Annotated in this window: 13 protein-coding genes and 1 tRNA gene; 9 read left to right on the top strand and 5 right to left on the bottom strand. The window is 72.1% G+C overall.

The annotated features are described in order from the left end of the window. The coding region (locus ACFWXO_RS22435; protein ID WP_380525518.1) for an ATP-binding protein at positions 1–286 on the top strand (286 nt) is incomplete at its 5' end. Positions 287–341: 55 nt separating this feature from the next. Here ACFWXO_RS22435 and ACFWXO_RS22430 read toward each other — a convergent pair. Together ACFWXO_RS22430 and ACFWXO_RS22425 are read right to left on the bottom strand one after the other, a co-directional pair. After that, positions 342–1,058 carry a hypothetical protein gene (locus tag ACFWXO_RS22430; protein ID WP_380525517.1) on the bottom strand — a complete coding sequence of 239 codons (717 nt, stop codon included), beginning with the start codon at positions 1,056–1,058 and terminating at the stop codon, positions 342–344. Between the two features lie 276 nt (positions 1,059–1,334). After that, positions 1,335–3,164, bottom strand: a complete 1,830-nt coding sequence (locus ACFWXO_RS22425; protein ID WP_380525516.1) for a phosphatidylglycerol lysyltransferase domain-containing protein — start codon at positions 3,162–3,164, stop codon at positions 1,335–1,337. A 341-nt stretch (positions 3,165–3,505) separates the two neighbouring features. Here ACFWXO_RS22425 and ACFWXO_RS22420 point away from each other — a divergent pair, with 341 nt between their 5' ends. Together ACFWXO_RS22420 and ACFWXO_RS22415 are read left to right on the top strand one after the other, a co-directional pair. Continuing rightward, on the top strand, positions 3,506–4,156 hold the full coding sequence (locus tag ACFWXO_RS22420; protein ID WP_229928260.1) for a response regulator transcription factor: 651 nt from the start codon (positions 3,506–3,508) through the stop codon (positions 4,154–4,156). Further along, complete coding sequence (locus tag ACFWXO_RS22415) at positions 4,153–5,301, top strand: sensor histidine kinase (protein WP_375891878.1); 1,149 nt, start codon at positions 4,153–4,155, stop codon at positions 5,299–5,301. The genes ACFWXO_RS22420 and ACFWXO_RS22415 overlap by 4 nt, the downstream gene beginning before the upstream one ends. Before the next feature lie 93 nt (positions 5,302–5,394). Here the strand turns inward: ACFWXO_RS22415 and ACFWXO_RS22410 are convergent. Beyond that, a tRNA-Leu gene (locus tag ACFWXO_RS22410) sits at positions 5,395–5,478 on the bottom strand. Positions 5,479–5,911: 433 nt separating this feature from the next. On the opposite strand from ACFWXO_RS22410, the gene ACFWXO_RS22405 reads away from it, so the two are divergent. From ACFWXO_RS22405 to pknB, 6 genes are all read left to right on the top strand, one after another. Then, positions 5,912–6,766 (top strand): FhaA domain-containing protein, encoded by an 855-nt coding sequence (locus ACFWXO_RS22405; RefSeq protein WP_375891876.1) that lies wholly within the window; start codon positions 5,912–5,914, stop codon positions 6,764–6,766. Between the two features lie 46 nt (positions 6,767–6,812). Further along, positions 6,813–7,370 carry an FHA domain-containing protein gene (locus ACFWXO_RS22400; RefSeq protein WP_380525515.1) on the top strand — a complete coding sequence of 186 codons (558 nt, stop codon included), beginning with the start codon at positions 6,813–6,815 and terminating at the stop codon, positions 7,368–7,370. Positions 7,371–7,423: 53 nt separating this feature from the next. After that, positions 7,424–9,055 (top strand): PP2C family protein-serine/threonine phosphatase, encoded by a 1,632-nt coding sequence (locus tag ACFWXO_RS22395; RefSeq protein ID WP_380525514.1) that lies wholly within the window; start codon positions 7,424–7,426, stop codon positions 9,053–9,055. 136 nt (positions 9,056–9,191) lie between these two features. Continuing rightward, complete coding sequence (locus ACFWXO_RS22390) at positions 9,192–10,595, top strand: FtsW/RodA/SpoVE family cell cycle protein (RefSeq protein ID WP_375891974.1); 1,404 nt, start codon at positions 9,192–9,194, stop codon at positions 10,593–10,595. Further along, entirely contained in the window at positions 10,592–12,049 is a 1,458-nt protein-coding gene (locus tag ACFWXO_RS22385; protein WP_375891870.1) for a peptidoglycan D,D-transpeptidase FtsI family protein, read from the top strand. The genes ACFWXO_RS22390 and ACFWXO_RS22385 overlap by 4 nt, the downstream gene beginning before the upstream one ends. A 252-nt stretch (positions 12,050–12,301) precedes the next feature. Continuing rightward, on the top strand, positions 12,302–14,398 hold the full coding sequence (pknB, locus tag ACFWXO_RS22380) for a Stk1 family PASTA domain-containing Ser/Thr kinase (protein WP_380525513.1): 2,097 nt from the start codon (positions 12,302–12,304) through the stop codon (positions 14,396–14,398). A 129-nt stretch (positions 14,399–14,527) separates the two neighbouring features. On the opposite strand, the gene ACFWXO_RS22375 is transcribed toward pknB, so the two are convergent. Then, positions 14,528–15,319 (bottom strand): class E sortase, encoded by a 792-nt coding sequence (locus ACFWXO_RS22375; protein ID WP_380525512.1) that lies wholly within the window; start codon positions 15,317–15,319, stop codon positions 14,528–14,530. Positions 15,320–15,355: 36 nt separating this feature from the next. Then, positions 15,356–16,489 carry a class E sortase gene (locus tag ACFWXO_RS22370; protein WP_375891864.1) on the bottom strand — a complete coding sequence of 378 codons (1,134 nt, stop codon included), beginning with the start codon at positions 16,487–16,489 and terminating at the stop codon, positions 15,356–15,358. Between the last annotated feature and the right edge of the window lie 5 nt (positions 16,490–16,494).

Here is a 16,494-nt window from a genome sequence, read left to right as displayed (position 1 = left end):
CCTGGAGGCGCTCAGCGACACCACCGAGCTGCTGGTCAGCGAACTGGTCACGAACGCCGTCCGGGTCGCCCGGGACCGGGTGCAGCTCCAGCTGATCCGGGTGGACAAGCTGCTGGTCGAGGTCAGCGACGACAACCACAACCTGCCCTCGCTGGAACCGGCCGAGCAGCTCGGCGAGACCGGCCGCGGCCTCACCCTGGTCACCAAGCTCGCCGAACACTGGGGCACCGCCCGCAAGGCGGTGGGCAAGGTCGTCTGGTTCGAGCTGCCCCTCCCGCACGCATGACGGCCGCGTACGGGCAACGCCCCGTACGCGGCCGACAAGGAAGGTGAAGGGTCACTCAGGGGATGACGGCCCCCGCCGAACGGCGCCGGGCCTCCGCCGCGACCTCCCGGGAGGCCGCGGTGGCCACCGAGGTGGCGGCGCCGACCCCGGCCAGCACCCGCGGCCAGAAGTCCCCGAAGACCTCGACCGAGACGGCGATCAGCAGCGCGGTGACCACCGCGACCACGTGCTCCAGGCCCGCCAGGTTCGGCAGCACGACCGCCTCGCCGACCATCAGCACCACCACCGTGGCGGCGGTGAACCAGGCCCGGGTGCGGAACGCGATGCAGATGGCCAGCGCCACCACCGCGGCCGAGGGCCCGGTGTCCCGCACGAAGGCGACCCACTTCGGGAAGCCGAACAGGTGGTGCGGCCCCATCGCCACGCCGACCCGGGCGAACAGCGTGCCCGCCAGGGTGCACGCGTAGGCGACCACCAGCGTCATCCGCCGGCCGAGCACGACCTCGGCGATCGCGAAGACCACGAAGACCTGGGCCAGTGCTCCCCACACCGGCAGGTCCAGGGCCGGCACGTACAACGACAGCGGGGTCCGCAGCAGCGAGACCTCCAGCGGCAGCGAGGCCCGCACCACCCCGATGTGGTTGACGAACCGCTCACCGCCCGGCAGGTGCTGGACGATGCTGAACAGCAGGATCAGAAACGTCGCCGTCGTGGCCAGCGGAAAGGCGGCGAACTTCTTGCGCACCACCGCGTCGCGGACCGTCAGGTACAACGTCCCCCACTCTGCGACAGCGGCCTTTCTGGCTCGCGCCAGCAGCCCCTTTCGCACGCCCCCCGCGTGGGTCCTGTGAATCACAACCGTTTCTCCCGAATCCCCGAACTTGTCAGCTACTCCCACATTAGAAGCCTGTTAACAAATCCACATCGGCATGGATGGGGATCGAGGTCATCCTCAGGAGGGAGACGAATCCCCCCTCCGGACCCCCCGTACGACCGATGGCCTTCTCCGCCCCCGGCCGCCCGGCCCCCTCCGCCCCCCGACGGAGGGCTACCCCTTCCCGTCCCGGGCCGCCACCGGCACCCGGGGCGCCACCACGGCGGGCCCGGCGTGCCGACGCCGGAACAGGGCGGGCAGGCTCGGCGCGACGATGAAGCCCTCGGCGCGGGCGCTGGCGATGCCGATCCGGGGAATCTCGCTGCTCTTCTCGAACAGCAGGTAGCGCGGCTCCCAGATCGGCCGGTACTTGGCGTTCGCGCGGTACAGCGACTCGATCTGCCACCAGCGCGAGAAGAAGCCGAGGACGGAGCGCCACAGCCGCAGCACCGGACCGGCACCGAGCTTGGAACCGCGCTCGAAGACCGAGCGGAACATCGCGAAGTTCAGCGACACCCGCTTGAGCCCGACCTCCTCCGCACGCTGCAGCAGCTCGATGACCATGAACTCCATCAGGCCGTTCTCGGTGTCCCGGGCCCGGCGCATCAGGTCCAGCGAGAGCCCGTCCGGGCCCCACGGCACGAAGCTCAGCAGCGCCTTGAGCTCGCCGTCCCCGTCACTGCACTCCAGCATCACGCAGCGGCCGTCGCCCGGGTCGCCGAGCCGCCCCAGCGCCATCGAGAAGCCGCGCTCGGTCGCCCCGTCGCGCCACTCGTCGGCCTTGGACACCAGCCGCGCCATCTCCTCCTCGGAGATGTCCTCGTGCCGGCGGATCCGCACCGTGTACCCGGCCCGCTTGACCCGGTTGTACGCCTGCCGGACCACCCGCATCGCCCGGCCGTCCAGCGAGAACTCGTCCAGCTCGACGATCGCCTCGTCACCCAGCTCCAGCGCGTCCAGCCCGTGCCGGGCGTAGATCACCCCGGCCTCCTCGGAGGCGCCCATCACGGCCGGCGCCCAGGCGTGCTCGCGCGCCTCGGACAGCCAGGCCTCGATCGCGCCCGGCCAGGCCTCCGGGTCGCCGATCGGGTCGCCCGAGGCCAGCGAGACCCCGCCGATCACCCGGTACGTCACCGCCGCCTTGCCGCTGGGGGAGAAGACCACCGCCTTGTCCCGGCGCAGCGCGAAGTAGCCGAGCGAGTCCCGCTCGCCCTGCTTGTCCAGCAGGCCGCGCAGCTTCGCCTCGTCCTCGGGGTTGAGCAGCTCCTTGCCGCGCGGGCTGCGGAACGCCACGTACAGCACCAGCAGGAACAGCACCGCGCCCATCGCGTTGATCGCCGCGTTCACCCAGGTCGGGGCCGCGATCACGGAGCGCAGGTGCTCGGACGGGGTGATGGTGATCATCCGGCCGACCGAGTAGCGGAAGAGGTCCCACCAGCCGGCCCCGTTCAGCTCGTTGGTGATCCAGACCAGCAGCGCGCCGACGGCACCGCCGAAGAACAGCCCGCCGACGAAGGTGGCCGCCGCGGTCTTCGGGTTGGAGCGGTCGCCCTTGGAGGTGAACTCCTTGCGCCCGATCAGCAGCGCCAACACGAACAGGCAGGTCAGCACCGTGGAGATGTAGTTGAGCGGGTGCTTGTTGAAGCGCTCGCCGGGCAGCACCATGACCGCCAGGTACAGCAGGGCGAAGACGCTGCTGAGCGCCGCGTTGAAGATCCACGCGGCCCGCTTGCGCCGCCGCATCGCGACCGCCAGGAAGACCGACAGCACCGCGGCCGCCAGGCCGGAGGTCATCAGGTACGGGGTGAAGTACTCGCCCTCGTTGTGCTCGTTGACCTGGTTCCCCCAGGGCACCAGCAGCACGGTCGCCACGTTCAGCAGCGCCAGCAGCCGGAGGTACCAGACCGAGGCGGCCGCGGCCCGCGGGCGCCAGCGGTCGAGCGGTCCGGCGGGCCGGGGCTCGGCGGAGGTGGCGGACGGCTCCGACTTCACAGTGGACGACACAGCTCAATTCCAAACGATCAGATGGTGGGGCGCATCCGCACGCGGCCCGGCGCCGGGCGCCGGCACGGGCCCGACGGGCTGACCGGCCACCCCCGCCCACCGACCGCCCGCGTCGAGCGACCGGCCGGAAAAGGCAGCCAACTCCATGGTTCCGCACCATTCCTGAAAATTGCGTGAACCGGGTAGCGGATTCCCACCCCCGCCGAACGGCGGGGGTTCTTACCCCCCATGGGTTCGGCACCCCGCCCCGGCTACCCCTACTCTCAAAGCGACCCCCGCGGACCGACCGAACCCGGCCGCCCGAACCGAGGAGGCCCCCCATCACCACCACCCGCGTGCTGATCGTCGACGACGAGATCCTGGTCCGCTCCGGCCTCGGCCTGATCGTCGGTTCCGCCCCCGACCTGGAGGTGGTCGGCGACTGCTCCGGCGGACAGGCCGAGGAGCACGTCCAGCGCCTGCGCCCGCACGTGGTGCTGCTCGACATCCGGATGCCCGACCTCGACGGCATCTCGGTGCTGCGCCGCCTGCGCGCCCTGCCCGACCCGCCGGCCGTCGCGATGCTCACCACCTTCGACACCGACGAGTACATCGGCACCGCGCTGCGGGCCGGCGCGACCGGGTTCCTGCTCAAGGACACCGCCCCCGAGCAGCTGGTGCACGCCGTCCGAGTGCTCGCCGCGGGCGGCAACATCCTCTCCCCGACCGTCACCCGCACCGTGATCGGCGGCTACGTGGACGGCGGCGGCCCGGACGCCGAGGCCACCGCGCTGGCCCGCACCCTGACCGGCCGCGAGCTGGACGTGCTGGCCCTGCTCGGCGAGGGCCTGTCCAACGCCGAGATCGCCGACCGGCTCTTCCTCGGCACCGGCACGGTCAAGGACCACATCAGCGCGATCCTCGGCAAGCTCGGCGCCGCCAACCGGGTGCAGGCCGCCGTGCTCGCCCACCGGGCCGGCCTGGTGCGGCCCAAGCCCGGCGACGGGGCATGACGGCCGCCGACCAGCTGCCGTCCCGACGGCTGCCGGCCTGGTGCACCGCCCCCTGGCCGATGGTGCTGCTGCCCGTCCTGTACTCCCTGATGGACGCCGCCCTGGTGTCCCGGGACTCCACCTGGTGGCAGGTGACGCTCTCCGTGCTGGCCGCCGTGGCGCTGTTCTGGCGGCGCCGCTTCCCGGTGACGGTGCTGCTGCTCACCATGCCCGGCACCTGGGTGGAGGCGATCTGGCTGGCCCCGATCACCGCCGTCTACACGGTCGCCACCGAGCGCCCCAGGGCCGCGGTGCTGTTCCCCTGCGCGGCCCTGTTCACCCTGGTCGACTTCTTCCACTGGCCGCTGCCGAACCCGCTGGTCGAGCTCAGCCGGAACACCGCCCTGGACGCCATCCAGGCCGTGATGCTCTCCGCCGGCCCGGCCGCCACCGGACTGCTCTCCCGCACCCGGCGGGAGCTGGCCGCCCGGCTGGACGAACTGACCCGCGGCCAGGAGCGGGAGAGCCGGCTGCTCGCCGAACGGGTGCTGATCAGCGAGCGCGGCCGGCTGGCCCGGGAGATGCACGACGTGGTCTCGCACCAGGTCAGCCTGATCAGCATCCAGGCCGGCGCGCTCCAGGTGAGCACCACCGACCCGGCCGCCGCGACCACCGCCCGCACCATCCGCGAGCTGTCCGTCCGGACCCTGGAGGAGCTGCGCCAGATGGTCGGGGTGCTGCGCAGCACCGGCGGCCCCCGCCCGGACGCCCCGCTCGCCCCGCAGCCCCGGCTGGCCGACCTGCCCCGGCTGATCGCGGAGAGCGGGCTGGCCGCCGACTCCGAGCTGAACCCCGGTGACCGCCCGTGGCCGGAGGCGGTCGAACGGGCCGCCTACCGCACCGTCCAGGAGGCGCTCACCAACATCACCAAGTACGCCCCGGAGGCGGTGGTGCACGTGCGGGTCCGGGCGAAGGGCCGCCGGCTGCGGGTCGAGGTCCGCAACGAGGCGCCGCCGGTCCGCCCGGCCGAGACCCTGCCGGGCGGCGGCCACGGCCTGGTCGGGCTGCGCGAGCGCGCCCAGCTGCTGGGCGGCACCCTCACCGCCGGTCCGACCCAGGACGGCGGCTTCGAGGTCCGCGCCGACCTCCCGGCCGGCCAGTCCTGACCCGCCCGCTCCGGCCCGGCCCTCCGGGGCGGGGCCGGCGGCGCGGGACAACGAGAAAGCCCCGCAGATCCGAAGATCTGCGGGGCTTCGCTGTGCGCGAGGGGGGAGTTGAACCCCCACGCCCTTTCGGGCACTGGAACCTGAATCCAGCGCGTCTGCCTATTCCGCCACCCGCGCATGGGTGTCGTCTTCACTGCCGTCCGTTCCGCGGAGCCGCTCGGTACCATGTGGTCTTCGCGTTTCCCCGGTCCGGCTCCCTTTCGGGCGGCCCTTCCGACGTGGAAAACAGTAGCACGACCTGGGGGGCTGCTCCGAATCCGTTTCCCGGGGAGACCGACCACGTCCGAACGGCCGCGCGACGAACGGACGGGCGGAGCGCGGTGCACCGCTCCGACGGGCAGACCTGGCGTGCCGCACCCGGAATGCGTCACCCTGTGTGTCCGAGCCCACCCCCCGGCACCACGCGGTCCGGGAACCGTACGGAAGGGCCCGGCGTGGATACGATCAGTACGGAAGTACCGCAAGTAGGCACGACCGACTCCCCCGAGGACACCTCCGCGGCGGACCCCGGTCGGCAGGCAGGCGAACGAACCCTGGAAGGGGGTGCCCCATGGGGATGATGAAGAAGTTCGAGCAGCGGCTGGAGGGTCTCGTCAACGGCACCTTCGCCAAGGTGTTCAAGTCCGAGGTCCAGCCCGTGGAGATCGCCGGCGCTCTGCAGCGCGAGTGCGACAACAACGCGAGCATCTGGAACCGCGACCGCACCGTCGTGCCGAACGACTTCATCGTCGAGCTCAGCCCGCACGACCACGAGCGGCTCAGCCCCTACTCGGGGCAGCTCGGCGCCGAGCTGGCCGGCATGGTCCGCGAGTACGCCGAGGCCCAGCGGTACTCCTTCATGGGCCCGCTCCAGGTGAACCTGGAGAAGGCCGACGACCTGGACACCGGCCTCTACCGGGTGCGCAGCCGCACCCTGGCCTCCGAGGAACCCCAGCAGTTCGCCCCGCAGCAGCAGCCCGGCTACGACCGCCAGCCGGCCGCACCGGCCCCCGGCGCACCGTGGCAGCAGGGCGGCGCCGGGCAGTACAGCGCGCCCCCGCCGCCGGCCGCGCCCCCCGCGATGCCCCCGGGCCCTCCGGCCGGCGGCAACGTCCGCGCCTTCCCCGGAGCCGGCCACGGCACCTCGGTCCGCCGCTGGATCGAGGTGAACGGCGCCCGCCACCAGATCACCGGCGCGGCCTGCGTCCTCGGCCGCTCGACCGAGGCGGACGTCCGGATCGACGACCCCGGGGTCTCCCGCAAGCACGCCGAGATCCGCCCGGGCACCCCTTCGATGGTCCTCGACCTGGGCTCCACCAACGGCATCGTGGTGGACGGGCAGCACACCCAGCGCGCTACGCTCCGCGACGGCTCCCGAATCGTCGTGGGCTCCACCACCATCGTCTACCGGCAGGTCGAAGGGTAGTGTCCGAGTTGTTCGCGCGCCTCGCTCACCGACTGGCGGGACGGCCATGTCAGAACTGACCCTCACGGTCATGCGGCTGGGCTTCCTGGCCGTGCTGTGGCTGTTCGTCATCGTCGCGATCCAGGTGATCCGCAGCGACCTGTTCGGCACCAAGGTGAACCCCCGCAGCTCCCGTCGCGGCGGCGGTGCCGCCACCGCGTCCGGAGCCGCTGCGGCGCCCTCCTCGGCACCCGGACGTCCCGCGGCCCCCGCCCCCGGCAACAGCGCCCCGGCGGCCCAGACCCAGGGCGGCGGCGGCCGCCGCCGCGGCGCCCCGACCCAGCTGGTGGTCGTCCAGGGCTCGCTGGCCGGAACGACGGTCGCCCTCCAGGGCCAGACCATCACGCTGGGCCGGGCGCACGACTCGACCATCGTGCTGGACGACGACTACGCGTCCTCCCGGCATGCCAGGATCTATCCGGATCAGACTGGGCAGTGGACGGTCGAGGATCTAGGCTCCACCAACGGCACCTATCTGGACCGGCAGCGCCTGACCGCGCCCACTCCGCTCCAGCCGGGCACGCCGATCCGTATCGGCAGGACCGTCATCGAACTGCGGAAGTAGTAGCGCATGAGGGACAGCATCCCGTCCAAGACCCAGAGGGGGGCACAGGTCGCATGACCCTGGTGCTGCGCTTCGCCGCCGGCTCCCACAAGGGACTGATCCGGGAGGGGAACGAGGACTCCGGCTACGCCGGGCCGCGGCTGCTGGCCGTGGCCGACGGCATGGGCGGCGCCGCGGCCGGCGAGGTCGCTTCCTCCGAGGTGCTCGGCTCGATCGTCCGGCTGGACGAGGACGTGCCGGGCGCGGACCTGCTGACCCTGCTGGGCGACGCCGTCCAGGGCGCCAACGACCGGCTCCGGCAGATGGTCGAGGAGGACCCGCAGCTGGAGGGCATGGGCTGCACCCTGACGGCCATGCTCTGGACCGGCCAGCGGATGGGCCTGGTGCACGTCGGCGACTCCCGCGCCTACCTGCTGCGCGACGGCTCGCTGGTGCAGATCACCCAGGACCACACCTGGGTGCAGCGCCTGGTCGACGAGGGCCGGATCACACCCGAGGAGGCCGAGACCCACCCGCAGCGCTCGCTGCTGATGCGGGCCCTGGACGGCCGCGGCCAGGTCGAGCCGGACCTCTCGATCCGCGAGGTCCGGGCCGGCGACCGCTACCTGATCTGCTCGGACGGCCTCTCCGGCCCGGTCAGCCACCAGACCCTCCAGGACACCCTGGGCAGCTACTACTCGCCCGAGCAGACCGTGCAGGAGCTGATCCAGCTCGCGCTGCGCGGCGGCGGTCCGGACAACATCACCTGCATCGTGGCGGACGTCATCGACGTCGGCGCCACGGACACCATGAGCGGCCAGTTCAACGACGTCCCGGTGGTCGTCGGCGCGGTCGCCGAGACCCCGCCGTCCTCGACCGCCGCCGACCGCTCGATCGCGGACACCCCGGCCGGCCGCGCCGCCGGCCTGGGCCGCGGCCCGCAGGGCGCCTTCGGCCCGGCCGAGGGCTACGACGCGGCCGGGAACGCCTTCGGCCCCGCCGAGGGCTACGAGGGCGACGGCGGCTACGGCTACCCGGCCGAGCCCTCGGTGTACGGCACCGAGGAGTTCGACGGGGAGCAGCCCTCCCGGCGCAAGCGCCGGGGCCTGACCGTCCCGCTGGCCGTCCTGGTCACGCTCGGCCTGCTCGGCGGCGCCGGGTACTTCGGCTACCGGTGGACCCAGGACCAGTACTACATCGGCGAGGACGGCGACCACGTCGCCATCTACCAGGGCGTCAACCAGAACCTGGCCGGGCTGAGCCTGTCCTCGGTGCACGAGTCGCACAGCGACGCGCCGTTGAAGTGGCTGCCGCAGGACCAGCGCGCCCAGGTGAACCGGACCATCTCGGTCGGCAGCCTGTCGGACGCCCAGAAGACCATGGGCACCCTGGTGGACTGGGCCAAGCTGTGCCAGAAGGCCGCCACCGTGAACACCGCGGCCCCGCAGGGCACCCAGGGCACCACGGCCACCAGGACCGCGTTCGTGGCCGCCACCCCGACCACCCCCGGCGAGCGGGAGAAGCCCCGCTCCCCGGGCGCGGCCGCGCCGTCCGCGACGACGACCCCGTCCGCCCCCGGCACCGCCGCCCCGACGCCGAACGCCACCCCCCCGGCGGCCGCCCCGAGCGAGCAGGCCCAGCCGCCCCAGCAACCCGCACTGTCCGACGACGAGCGCAGCCGGGCCGAAGCCTGCCCGAAGCCGTGACGTCCTTGATCCGACATAGGTCCGCCCGGAACGGGCCCGCCGGCCGTCAGGGAGCGGTCACCACGTGAGCAGCTACGACCTGAGCGGCGACACCGCCCGCACCGGCTCCCGACGCCGGGCGGCGGGCGGGCGTGTCGTGCCGCGACGCCGCGGCAACACCACCATCTCGCTCCAGGGCGCACCGAACCGCCGCAACACCGAACTGGCCCTGCTGGTCTTCGCCGTGCTGCTGCCGATCCTGGCGTACGCCAACGTGGGCCTGGCGATGGACTCCCGGCTCCCGACCGGGATGCTCGGCTACGGCCTCGGGATGGGCTCGCTGGCCCTGGTCGCGCACCTGCTGGTGCGCCGCTTCGCGCCGTACGCGGACCCGCTGATGCTGCCGATCGCCACCCTGCTGAACGGGCTGGGCGTGGTGATGATCTGGCGCCTGGACAAGGCGGGCCACCTGCTCAGCGGCAACTTCCCGGCGGCCCGCAACCAGCTGATGTGGTCGGCCCTCGGGGTCACCCTGTTCATCGGTGTGATGGTCTTCCTGAAGGACCACCGGGTGCTGCAGCGCTACACCTACATCTCGATGGTGGTGGCGCTGGTGCTGCTGGCCGCGCCGGCCTTCTTCCCGGCCCGGGCGGAGGACTTCGGCGCGAAGATCTGGATCCGGATGGGCAGCTTCTCCATCCAGCCCGGCGAGTTCGCCAAGATCGTCCTGACCGTGTTCTTCGCCGGCTACCTGATGGTCAAGCGGGACGCCCTGGCACTGGCCAGCCGCCGCTTCATGGGCCTGTACCTGCCGCGCGGCCGCGACCTCGGCCCGATCGTCGTGATCTGGCTGCTCAGCCTGCTGATCCTGGTCTTCGAGAACGACCTCGGCACGTCCTTCCTGTTCTTCGGCCTGTTCGTGGTGATGCTCTACGTCGCCACCGAGCGGACCAGCTGGATCCTGTTCGGCCTGCTGATGTCGGTCGGCGGCGCGGTCGCGGTGGCCATGACCACCAGCCACGTCAAGGTCCGCATCGACGCCTGGCTCGACCCGATGGCCGCCTTCGCGCCGACCCCGCCCAAGGGCGCCACCGAGCAGATCGGCCAGTCGCTGATGGCGCTCGGCTCCGGCGGGGTGACCGGCTCCGGCCTCGGCCAGGGCCGCTCCTGGCTGATCAACTTCGCCGCCAAGAGCGACTTCATCCTGGGCTCCTTCGGCGAGGAGCTCGGACTGACCGGCCTGATGGCGATCTTCCTGCTGTACGCCCTGCTGGTGCAGCGCGGCCTGCGCACCGCCCTCGCCGCCCGCGACCCCTTCGGCAAGCTGTTCGCCGTCGGGCTCGCCTCGGCGATGGCGCTGCAGGTCTTCGTGGTGGCCGGCGGGGTCACCGGGCTGATCCCACTGACCGGTATGACCATGCCGTTCCTCGCGCAGGGCGGTTCGTCCGTGGTCGCCAACTGGGCGCTGGTCGCGATCCTGCTCAAGATCAGCGACAGCGCCCGACGTCCCGGGGTCGAACCGGCCCCGGTCCCCGAGGGCCAGGGAGGACCCGCCCGATGAACAAGCCGATCCGACGGGTCTCGATCTTCTGCCTGGTGCTGATCCTGGCGCTGATGGTGCGCACCAACTGGGTGCAGGGCGTCCAGGCCGACGCGCTGGCCTCCAACAAGAACAACAAGCGCCAGCTGTACGACCGCTACGCCCACCCGCGCGGCAACATCATCGTCAGCGGCCAGCCGGTCACCAACTCCGACTTCGTGAACGGGCTGCGCTACAAGTACAAGCGCTCCTGGAAGGACGGCGCGATGTACGCGCCGGTCACCGGGTACTCCTCGCAGGCCTACGGCTCCAGCGGGCTGGAGAACCTGGAGGACGGCATCCTCTCGGGCACCGACGACCGGCTGTTCTTCCGCAACACCCTGGACATGCTGACCGGCGAGCAGAAGCGCGGCGGCGACGTCGTCACGACGATCAACGCCAAGGTGCAGAAGGCCGCCTTCGACGGCCTGGGCGACAAGAAGGGCGCGGTGGTCGCGCTCGACCCGAAGACCGGTGCGATCCTGGCCCTGGTCTCCACCCCGTCCTACGACCCGGGCACCTTCGCCGGCGGCGAGAGCGGCGACACCAAGTCCTGGCAGGACCTCAACGCGGACCCGAACAAGCCGATGCTCAACCGGGCGCTGCGCGAGACCTACCCGCCCGGCTCGACCTTCAAGCTGGTCACCGCCACCGCCGCGTTCGAGAACGGCCTCTACCAGGGCGTCAACGACGCCACGAAGACGCCGGACCCGTACACCCTGCCCAACACCCAGACGGTGCTCAAGAACGAGAGCCCCAACGAGCGCTGCGAGAACGCCACCATCGAGTCCGGGATGGACCAGTCCTGCAACACGGTCTTCGCCAAGATGGGCGCCGACCTCGGCAAGGACAAGATGCGGGCGCAGGCCGAGAAGTTCGGCTTCAACAGCACGGTGGACACCCCGGTCCGCTCGGAGAAGAGCATCTTCCCGGACAGCCCCAGCCTGGACGGCACCGCCCAGGACTCGATCGGCCAGCACGACACCCGCGCCACCCCGCTGCAGATGGCCATGGTCTCCGCGGCGATCGCCAACAACGGCAGCCTGATGCAGCCGTACCTGGTCGACCAGGAGCGCTCGGCCTCGCTGACCACCATCTCCAAGCACACCGAGAAGCAGTTCTCCCAGGCGATGAGCCCGGCCACCGCGCAGAAGATGCAGGACCTGATGGTCTCGGTGGTCGAGAACGGCACCGGCACCAACGCCAAGATCCCCGGTCTCCAGGTCGGCGGCAAGACCGGCACCGCCCAGCACGGCGAGGACAACGCCGGCCTGCCGTTCGCCTGGTTCACCTCCTGGGCCAAGACCTCGGACGGCCAGTCGGTCGCGGTCGCGGTGGTGGTCGAGGACGGCTCCCAGAACCGCGACGGCATCAGCGGCGGCCGCCTCGCGGCCCCGATCGCCAAGGCGGTGATGCAGGCCGCGCTCGGCAAGTAGGGCGACGGTGAGGCGAAAGTCACGATCGGCACCCCCGTCCGGATACCGGTCTGATATCGGCCGACGGCTGACTCCGGTCCGGTGCGGTGCGACCGGTAGCGTATCCGCCAGCAGCGGGTGTGCCCGTTGCCGCCCGCGAGGCGGTGCACGGCCCGGCCGGAGAACCGGTCTCGGCCCGCGCGGCGTCACCCAGAGCGTGCGGGGACATCTACGTCACAACCTCACCGGCGGGTGAAGGAGAGGGTCGGAACTATGGAAGAGCCTCGTCGCCTCGGCGGCAGGTACGAGCTCGGCGGCGTCCTCGGACGCGGCGGCATGGCCGAGGTGTACCTCGGCCATGACACCCGGCTCGGCCGTTCCGTCGCAGTGAAGACGCTCCGGGCCGACATGGCGCGGGATCCGTCGTTCCAGGCCCGTTTCCGCCGCGAGGCACAGTCGGCGGCGTCCCTGAACCACCCCGCGATCGTCGCCGTGTACGACACCGGCGAGGACTACATCGACGGGATCTCCATCCCGTACATCGTGATGGAGTACGTCGAGGGGTCCACGCTGCGCGAGCTGCTGCACTCCGGCCGCCGGCTGCTGCCCGAGCGGGCGCTGGAGATGACCATCGGCATCCTCCAGGCCCTGGAGTACTCGCACCGGGCCGGGATCGTGCACCGCGACATCAAGCCGGCCAACGTGATGCTGACCCGGCAGGGCAACGTCAAGGTCATGGACTTCGGCATCGCCCGCGCGATGGGCGACGCCGGGATGACCATGACCCAGACCTCGGCCGTGATCGGCACCGCCCAGTACCTCTCCCCCGAGCAGGCCAAGGGCGAGCAGGTCGACGCCCGCTCCGACCTCTACTCCACCGGCTGCCTGCTCTACGAGCTGCTGACCGTCCGGCCGCCGTTCGTCGGCGACTCCCCGGTCGCGGTGGCCTACCAGCACGTCCGGGAGGAGCCGCAGCCGCCGTCGGTCTTCGACCCCGAGGTGCGGCCGGAGATCGACGCGATCGTGCTCAAGGCGCTCGCCAAGGAGCGCGACTACCGGTACCAGAGCGCCGACGAGATGCGCGACGACATCGAGCGCTTCCTCGACGGCCTCCCGGTCGCCGCCGCCCAGCAGGCCGCCTACGGCATGGGCGCCGCCGGGTACGGCTACGACCAGAACGGCTACCCGCAGCAGCACGACCCGTACGGCCAGACCAACGTGCTGCCGCAGCAGCCCGGCGGCCCGACCACCATGCTGCCGCAGGCCTCCGGCTACCAGGACGACGGCTACGGCCAGACCTCCGCCGGTGGCGCGGGCGGCCACGACGGCTACGACGACGGCTACGGCCGGGGCGGCCGGCGCGGCGACGACCGGCAGAAGAAGAGCAACACCTCCTGGATCGTCCTGGCGGTGGCCGCCGTGCTGGTCCTGGTCGGCACCTTCTTCGTGGCCCAGGCGATGTTCAGCGACAAGGGCACCAAGGACGCCCCGAAGGTCACGGCGCCGAACCTGGTCGGCAAGAGCCTGGCGGACGCCAGGACCGCCGCGGCCGCGGCCGGCTCCAAGCTGGTGGTCACCGAGGGCGACAAGATCGCCTGCCCGGACACCAACGTCAAGAAGGACCAGGTCTGCACCCAGACCCCGACGGCGGGCACCTCGGTCGCCGAGGACGCCCACCTCACCGTCCAGGTCTCCTCCGGTCCGGCCAAGACCCAGATGCCGTCCGTGACCGGCAAGACCAAGGACCAGGCGATGCAGGCCCTGACGGCGGCCGGCTTCACCAACATCGCCACGCCGGACTACAAGGACGACGACACCGCGCCGCAGGACACCGTGCTCTCCCAGGACCCCCCGGCCGGCACCTCCGCGGACCCGAGCGCCCCGGTCAAGCTCACGGTCTCCCAGGGCAAGACCAAGCAGACCGTCCCGAACGTGGTCGGCGCGCAGAAGGACGACGCGACGAACACGCTGCAGGCCGCCGGCTTCCAGGTGGACGCCTCGAAGACCACGACCACCAACGACCCGACCAAGGCCAACACCGTGGCCCAGCAGTCGGTCCAGGCCAACACCAAGGTCCCGGCCAACACCAAGATCATCTTGACGATCTTCAAGGCGCCGGACAAGCCGCAGATCCCGCCGCTGCAGAACGTCAAGCTCTCGGACGCCGGCGACAAGCTGGCGAAGCTCGGCCTGACCTACACCGTGATCGCCGGTCCGCAGGACCCGAACGCGGTCGTGGTGCAGAGCAACCCGGGCGCCGGCAGCCAGGTGGACCCGAACACCCAGGTGCAGCTGATCACCCGGCCGGCCGATCCGGCCAAAGGGGGGGACCCCAACACCACACCCCCCGGCAAAGGGGGCAACAACTAAGCCGCCCCTCTTCCCCTGGTTCTGACACCGGGGAGCGGGAGCGGTGAGAACGCCCGAGGGCCCGTCGCGGAGTTCGCGACGGGCCCTCGGGCGTTCCGTTCCGGCGTTGCGTTCGGCCGGGCCCTCGGATCAGCGCAGCTCCGGCGGCAGGGTGCGCTTGGCGTCCATGGGGTCCACCCGGACCAGGCTCCCCCAGACGGCCATCCGGTAGCGCGAGGTGTACACCGGCGTGCAGGTGGTCAGGGTGATGTACCGGCCGGGGCCGGCGTACCCGGAACTCACCGGGACGGGCGCGACGATGCCGGTGTCGTACTTGGAGGTCTCCGGGAGGGTGTTGTCGACCTTGTAGACGTACCACTTGTCCTTGGTCTCCACCACGATCGCGGCGCCCCGCTGGACGGCGTCCAGGTCGTGGAACTTGGCACCGTGGCCGTCCCGGTGGGCGGCCAGCGCGAAGTTGCCCGTCTCGTCCCAGGGCATCGCGGACTTGTAGGGCTGCTCGTAGACGCCCGCCACGCCCTCGTCCAGGACGGCGGTGGAGGTACCCATCCGGATCAGCACCTGGAAGTCCCGGCCCATCGCCGGGACGTGCAGGAAGCCCACGTCGTCCCCGATCGCGGGCACCGCGGCGGGCGCGGGCGCCGTGCCGCTCCCGCCCGGCGGGCCGGCGGTCGGACCGGCCGCCCAGGAGCCGCGCAGCCGGTCCGCGGCGTGCGCGGCGGAGGCGTCCGCCTGCACGTTGGTCCACCAGAGCGAGTAGGCCACGAACAGGCCGAGCACCAGGCCCAGGGTGATCAGCAGCTCGCCGAACACCCCGAGCGCGGCCAGCGCCCGGCCACGGCCCTTGCGGCCCTCCCCTCCCGGTGGGGGGAAGGCCTCCTCCGCCGTACCGGCCGGCCGCGTGGTCCCGTCGTCCTGCATCTGCGGTGCTCCCCCTCCGAAACCGGTACCGGGCGGCTATCCGCCCGTGATCGCGGCCGGTTTGCCCTGACTGCGCGGCCGCTCCTCGATCATCTTGCCAAAGACAATGAGGCGGAACTTGGAGGTGAACTCCGGGGTGCAGGTGGTCAGCGTGATGTAGCGGCCCGGCCCGGCGTACCCGGAGCCGTTCGGCACCGGCTTGATCACGCTCACGTTGCTGGGGGAGGTCTGCGGGATCCCCCCGGTGATCTCGTACGTGTAGTACCCGGTCGCGGTCTCCACCACGACCTTGTCGCCCTTGCCCAGCTCGTTGATGTACCGGAACGGCTCGCCGTGGGTGTTGCGGTGCGCGGCCAGCGCGAAGTTGCCCGCCGGGTCGCCCGGCATCCCGGTGCCGGGGTAGTGGCCGACCAGGCCCTTGTCGAGCACCGCCGCCTTGTCGGTGCCCTCGGCGATCGGGAACTTCAACCCCAGCTTGGGCAGGTAGACGATGGCGAAGCCCTTGCCGGGCGCGAACGCCTCGGGCTTGTTCGGGTCGGCGGCGGGCTGCCCCGCACCGGGCGGCTGGGCGTCGAACTGCTGCTCCAGCTGGTCCCGGGCACTGTTGGCGGCCGCGTCGGCCTGCACGTTGGTCCACCAGAGCTGGTAGGCGACGAACAGCAGCATCACCGCGCCGAGGGTGATGCACAGCTCGCCGACGAGGCGGGCCGCCACCACGACCGCGGACTCCTTGGGGCGGGGCCCCGCGGCTCCCCGGCCCTTGGCGCGGCGCCGGCCGCCGCCGGTGCGGACGGCGGTCCGGCCCTGGGCGGCCCGCCGGCGCTCGGCCCGGCCGCCGGTGGGCGCGACGGGCTCGGCCGCCGGGTCGCCGCCCTCGACGGGCAGCCGCAGTTGGAGGGTCTGGTCGGGCAGCCACGGGTACTCGGGCCCGCCCTCGACGGGCCGCTCGGCCTGCTCGTAGACGCCCCAGCCGTCCTCGGGCGCGCCCGCAGCGGCCGGCTCCCCCGGGTACGGCCGGGCCTGCACGGCCCCGCCGTACTGCGGGGCGCCGTACTGCGGGGCACCGGGCTCCGCGCCCTGGTACGGACCGCCGGCGTACTGCGGCGGGCCGCCGTACGGGCCCTGCTCCTGCTCCGACTGGTAACGCCCCTCCGGACGTACCGCGGTCACGCGGC

Source organism: Kitasatospora sp. NPDC059088 (genome assembly GCF_042738155.1).
Classification (GTDB): domain Bacteria; phylum Actinomycetota; class Actinomycetes; order Streptomycetales; family Streptomycetaceae; genus Kitasatospora.
The sequence above is the reverse complement of the archived record's forward strand: the minus strand, read 5'-3'. Positions and strand labels throughout refer to the sequence as shown.

What these genes read in the sequence shown, in the direction of transcription:
- ACFWXO_RS22415 (WP_375891878.1), top strand. Translation starts at nt 4,153, where the DNA reads ATGACGGCCGCCGACCAGCTGCCGTCCCGACGGCTGCCGGCCTGGTGC.
- ACFWXO_RS22405 (WP_375891876.1), top strand. Translation starts at nt 5,912, where the DNA reads ATGGGGATGATGAAGAAGTTCGAGCAGCGGCTGGAGGGTCTCGTCAAC.
- ACFWXO_RS22400 (WP_380525515.1), top strand. Translation starts at nt 6,813, where the DNA reads ATGTCAGAACTGACCCTCACGGTCATGCGGCTGGGCTTCCTGGCCGTG.
- ACFWXO_RS22395 (WP_380525514.1), top strand. Translation starts at nt 7,424, where the DNA reads ATGACCCTGGTGCTGCGCTTCGCCGCCGGCTCCCACAAGGGACTGATC.
- ACFWXO_RS22385 (WP_375891870.1), top strand. Translation starts at nt 10,592, where the DNA reads ATGAACAAGCCGATCCGACGGGTCTCGATCTTCTGCCTGGTGCTGATC.
- pknB (WP_380525513.1), top strand. Translation starts at nt 12,302, where the DNA reads ATGGAAGAGCCTCGTCGCCTCGGCGGCAGGTACGAGCTCGGCGGCGTC.
- ACFWXO_RS22375 (WP_380525512.1), bottom strand. Translation starts at nt 15,319, where the DNA reads ATGCAGGACGACGGGACCACGCGGCCGGCCGGTACGGCGGAGGAGGCC.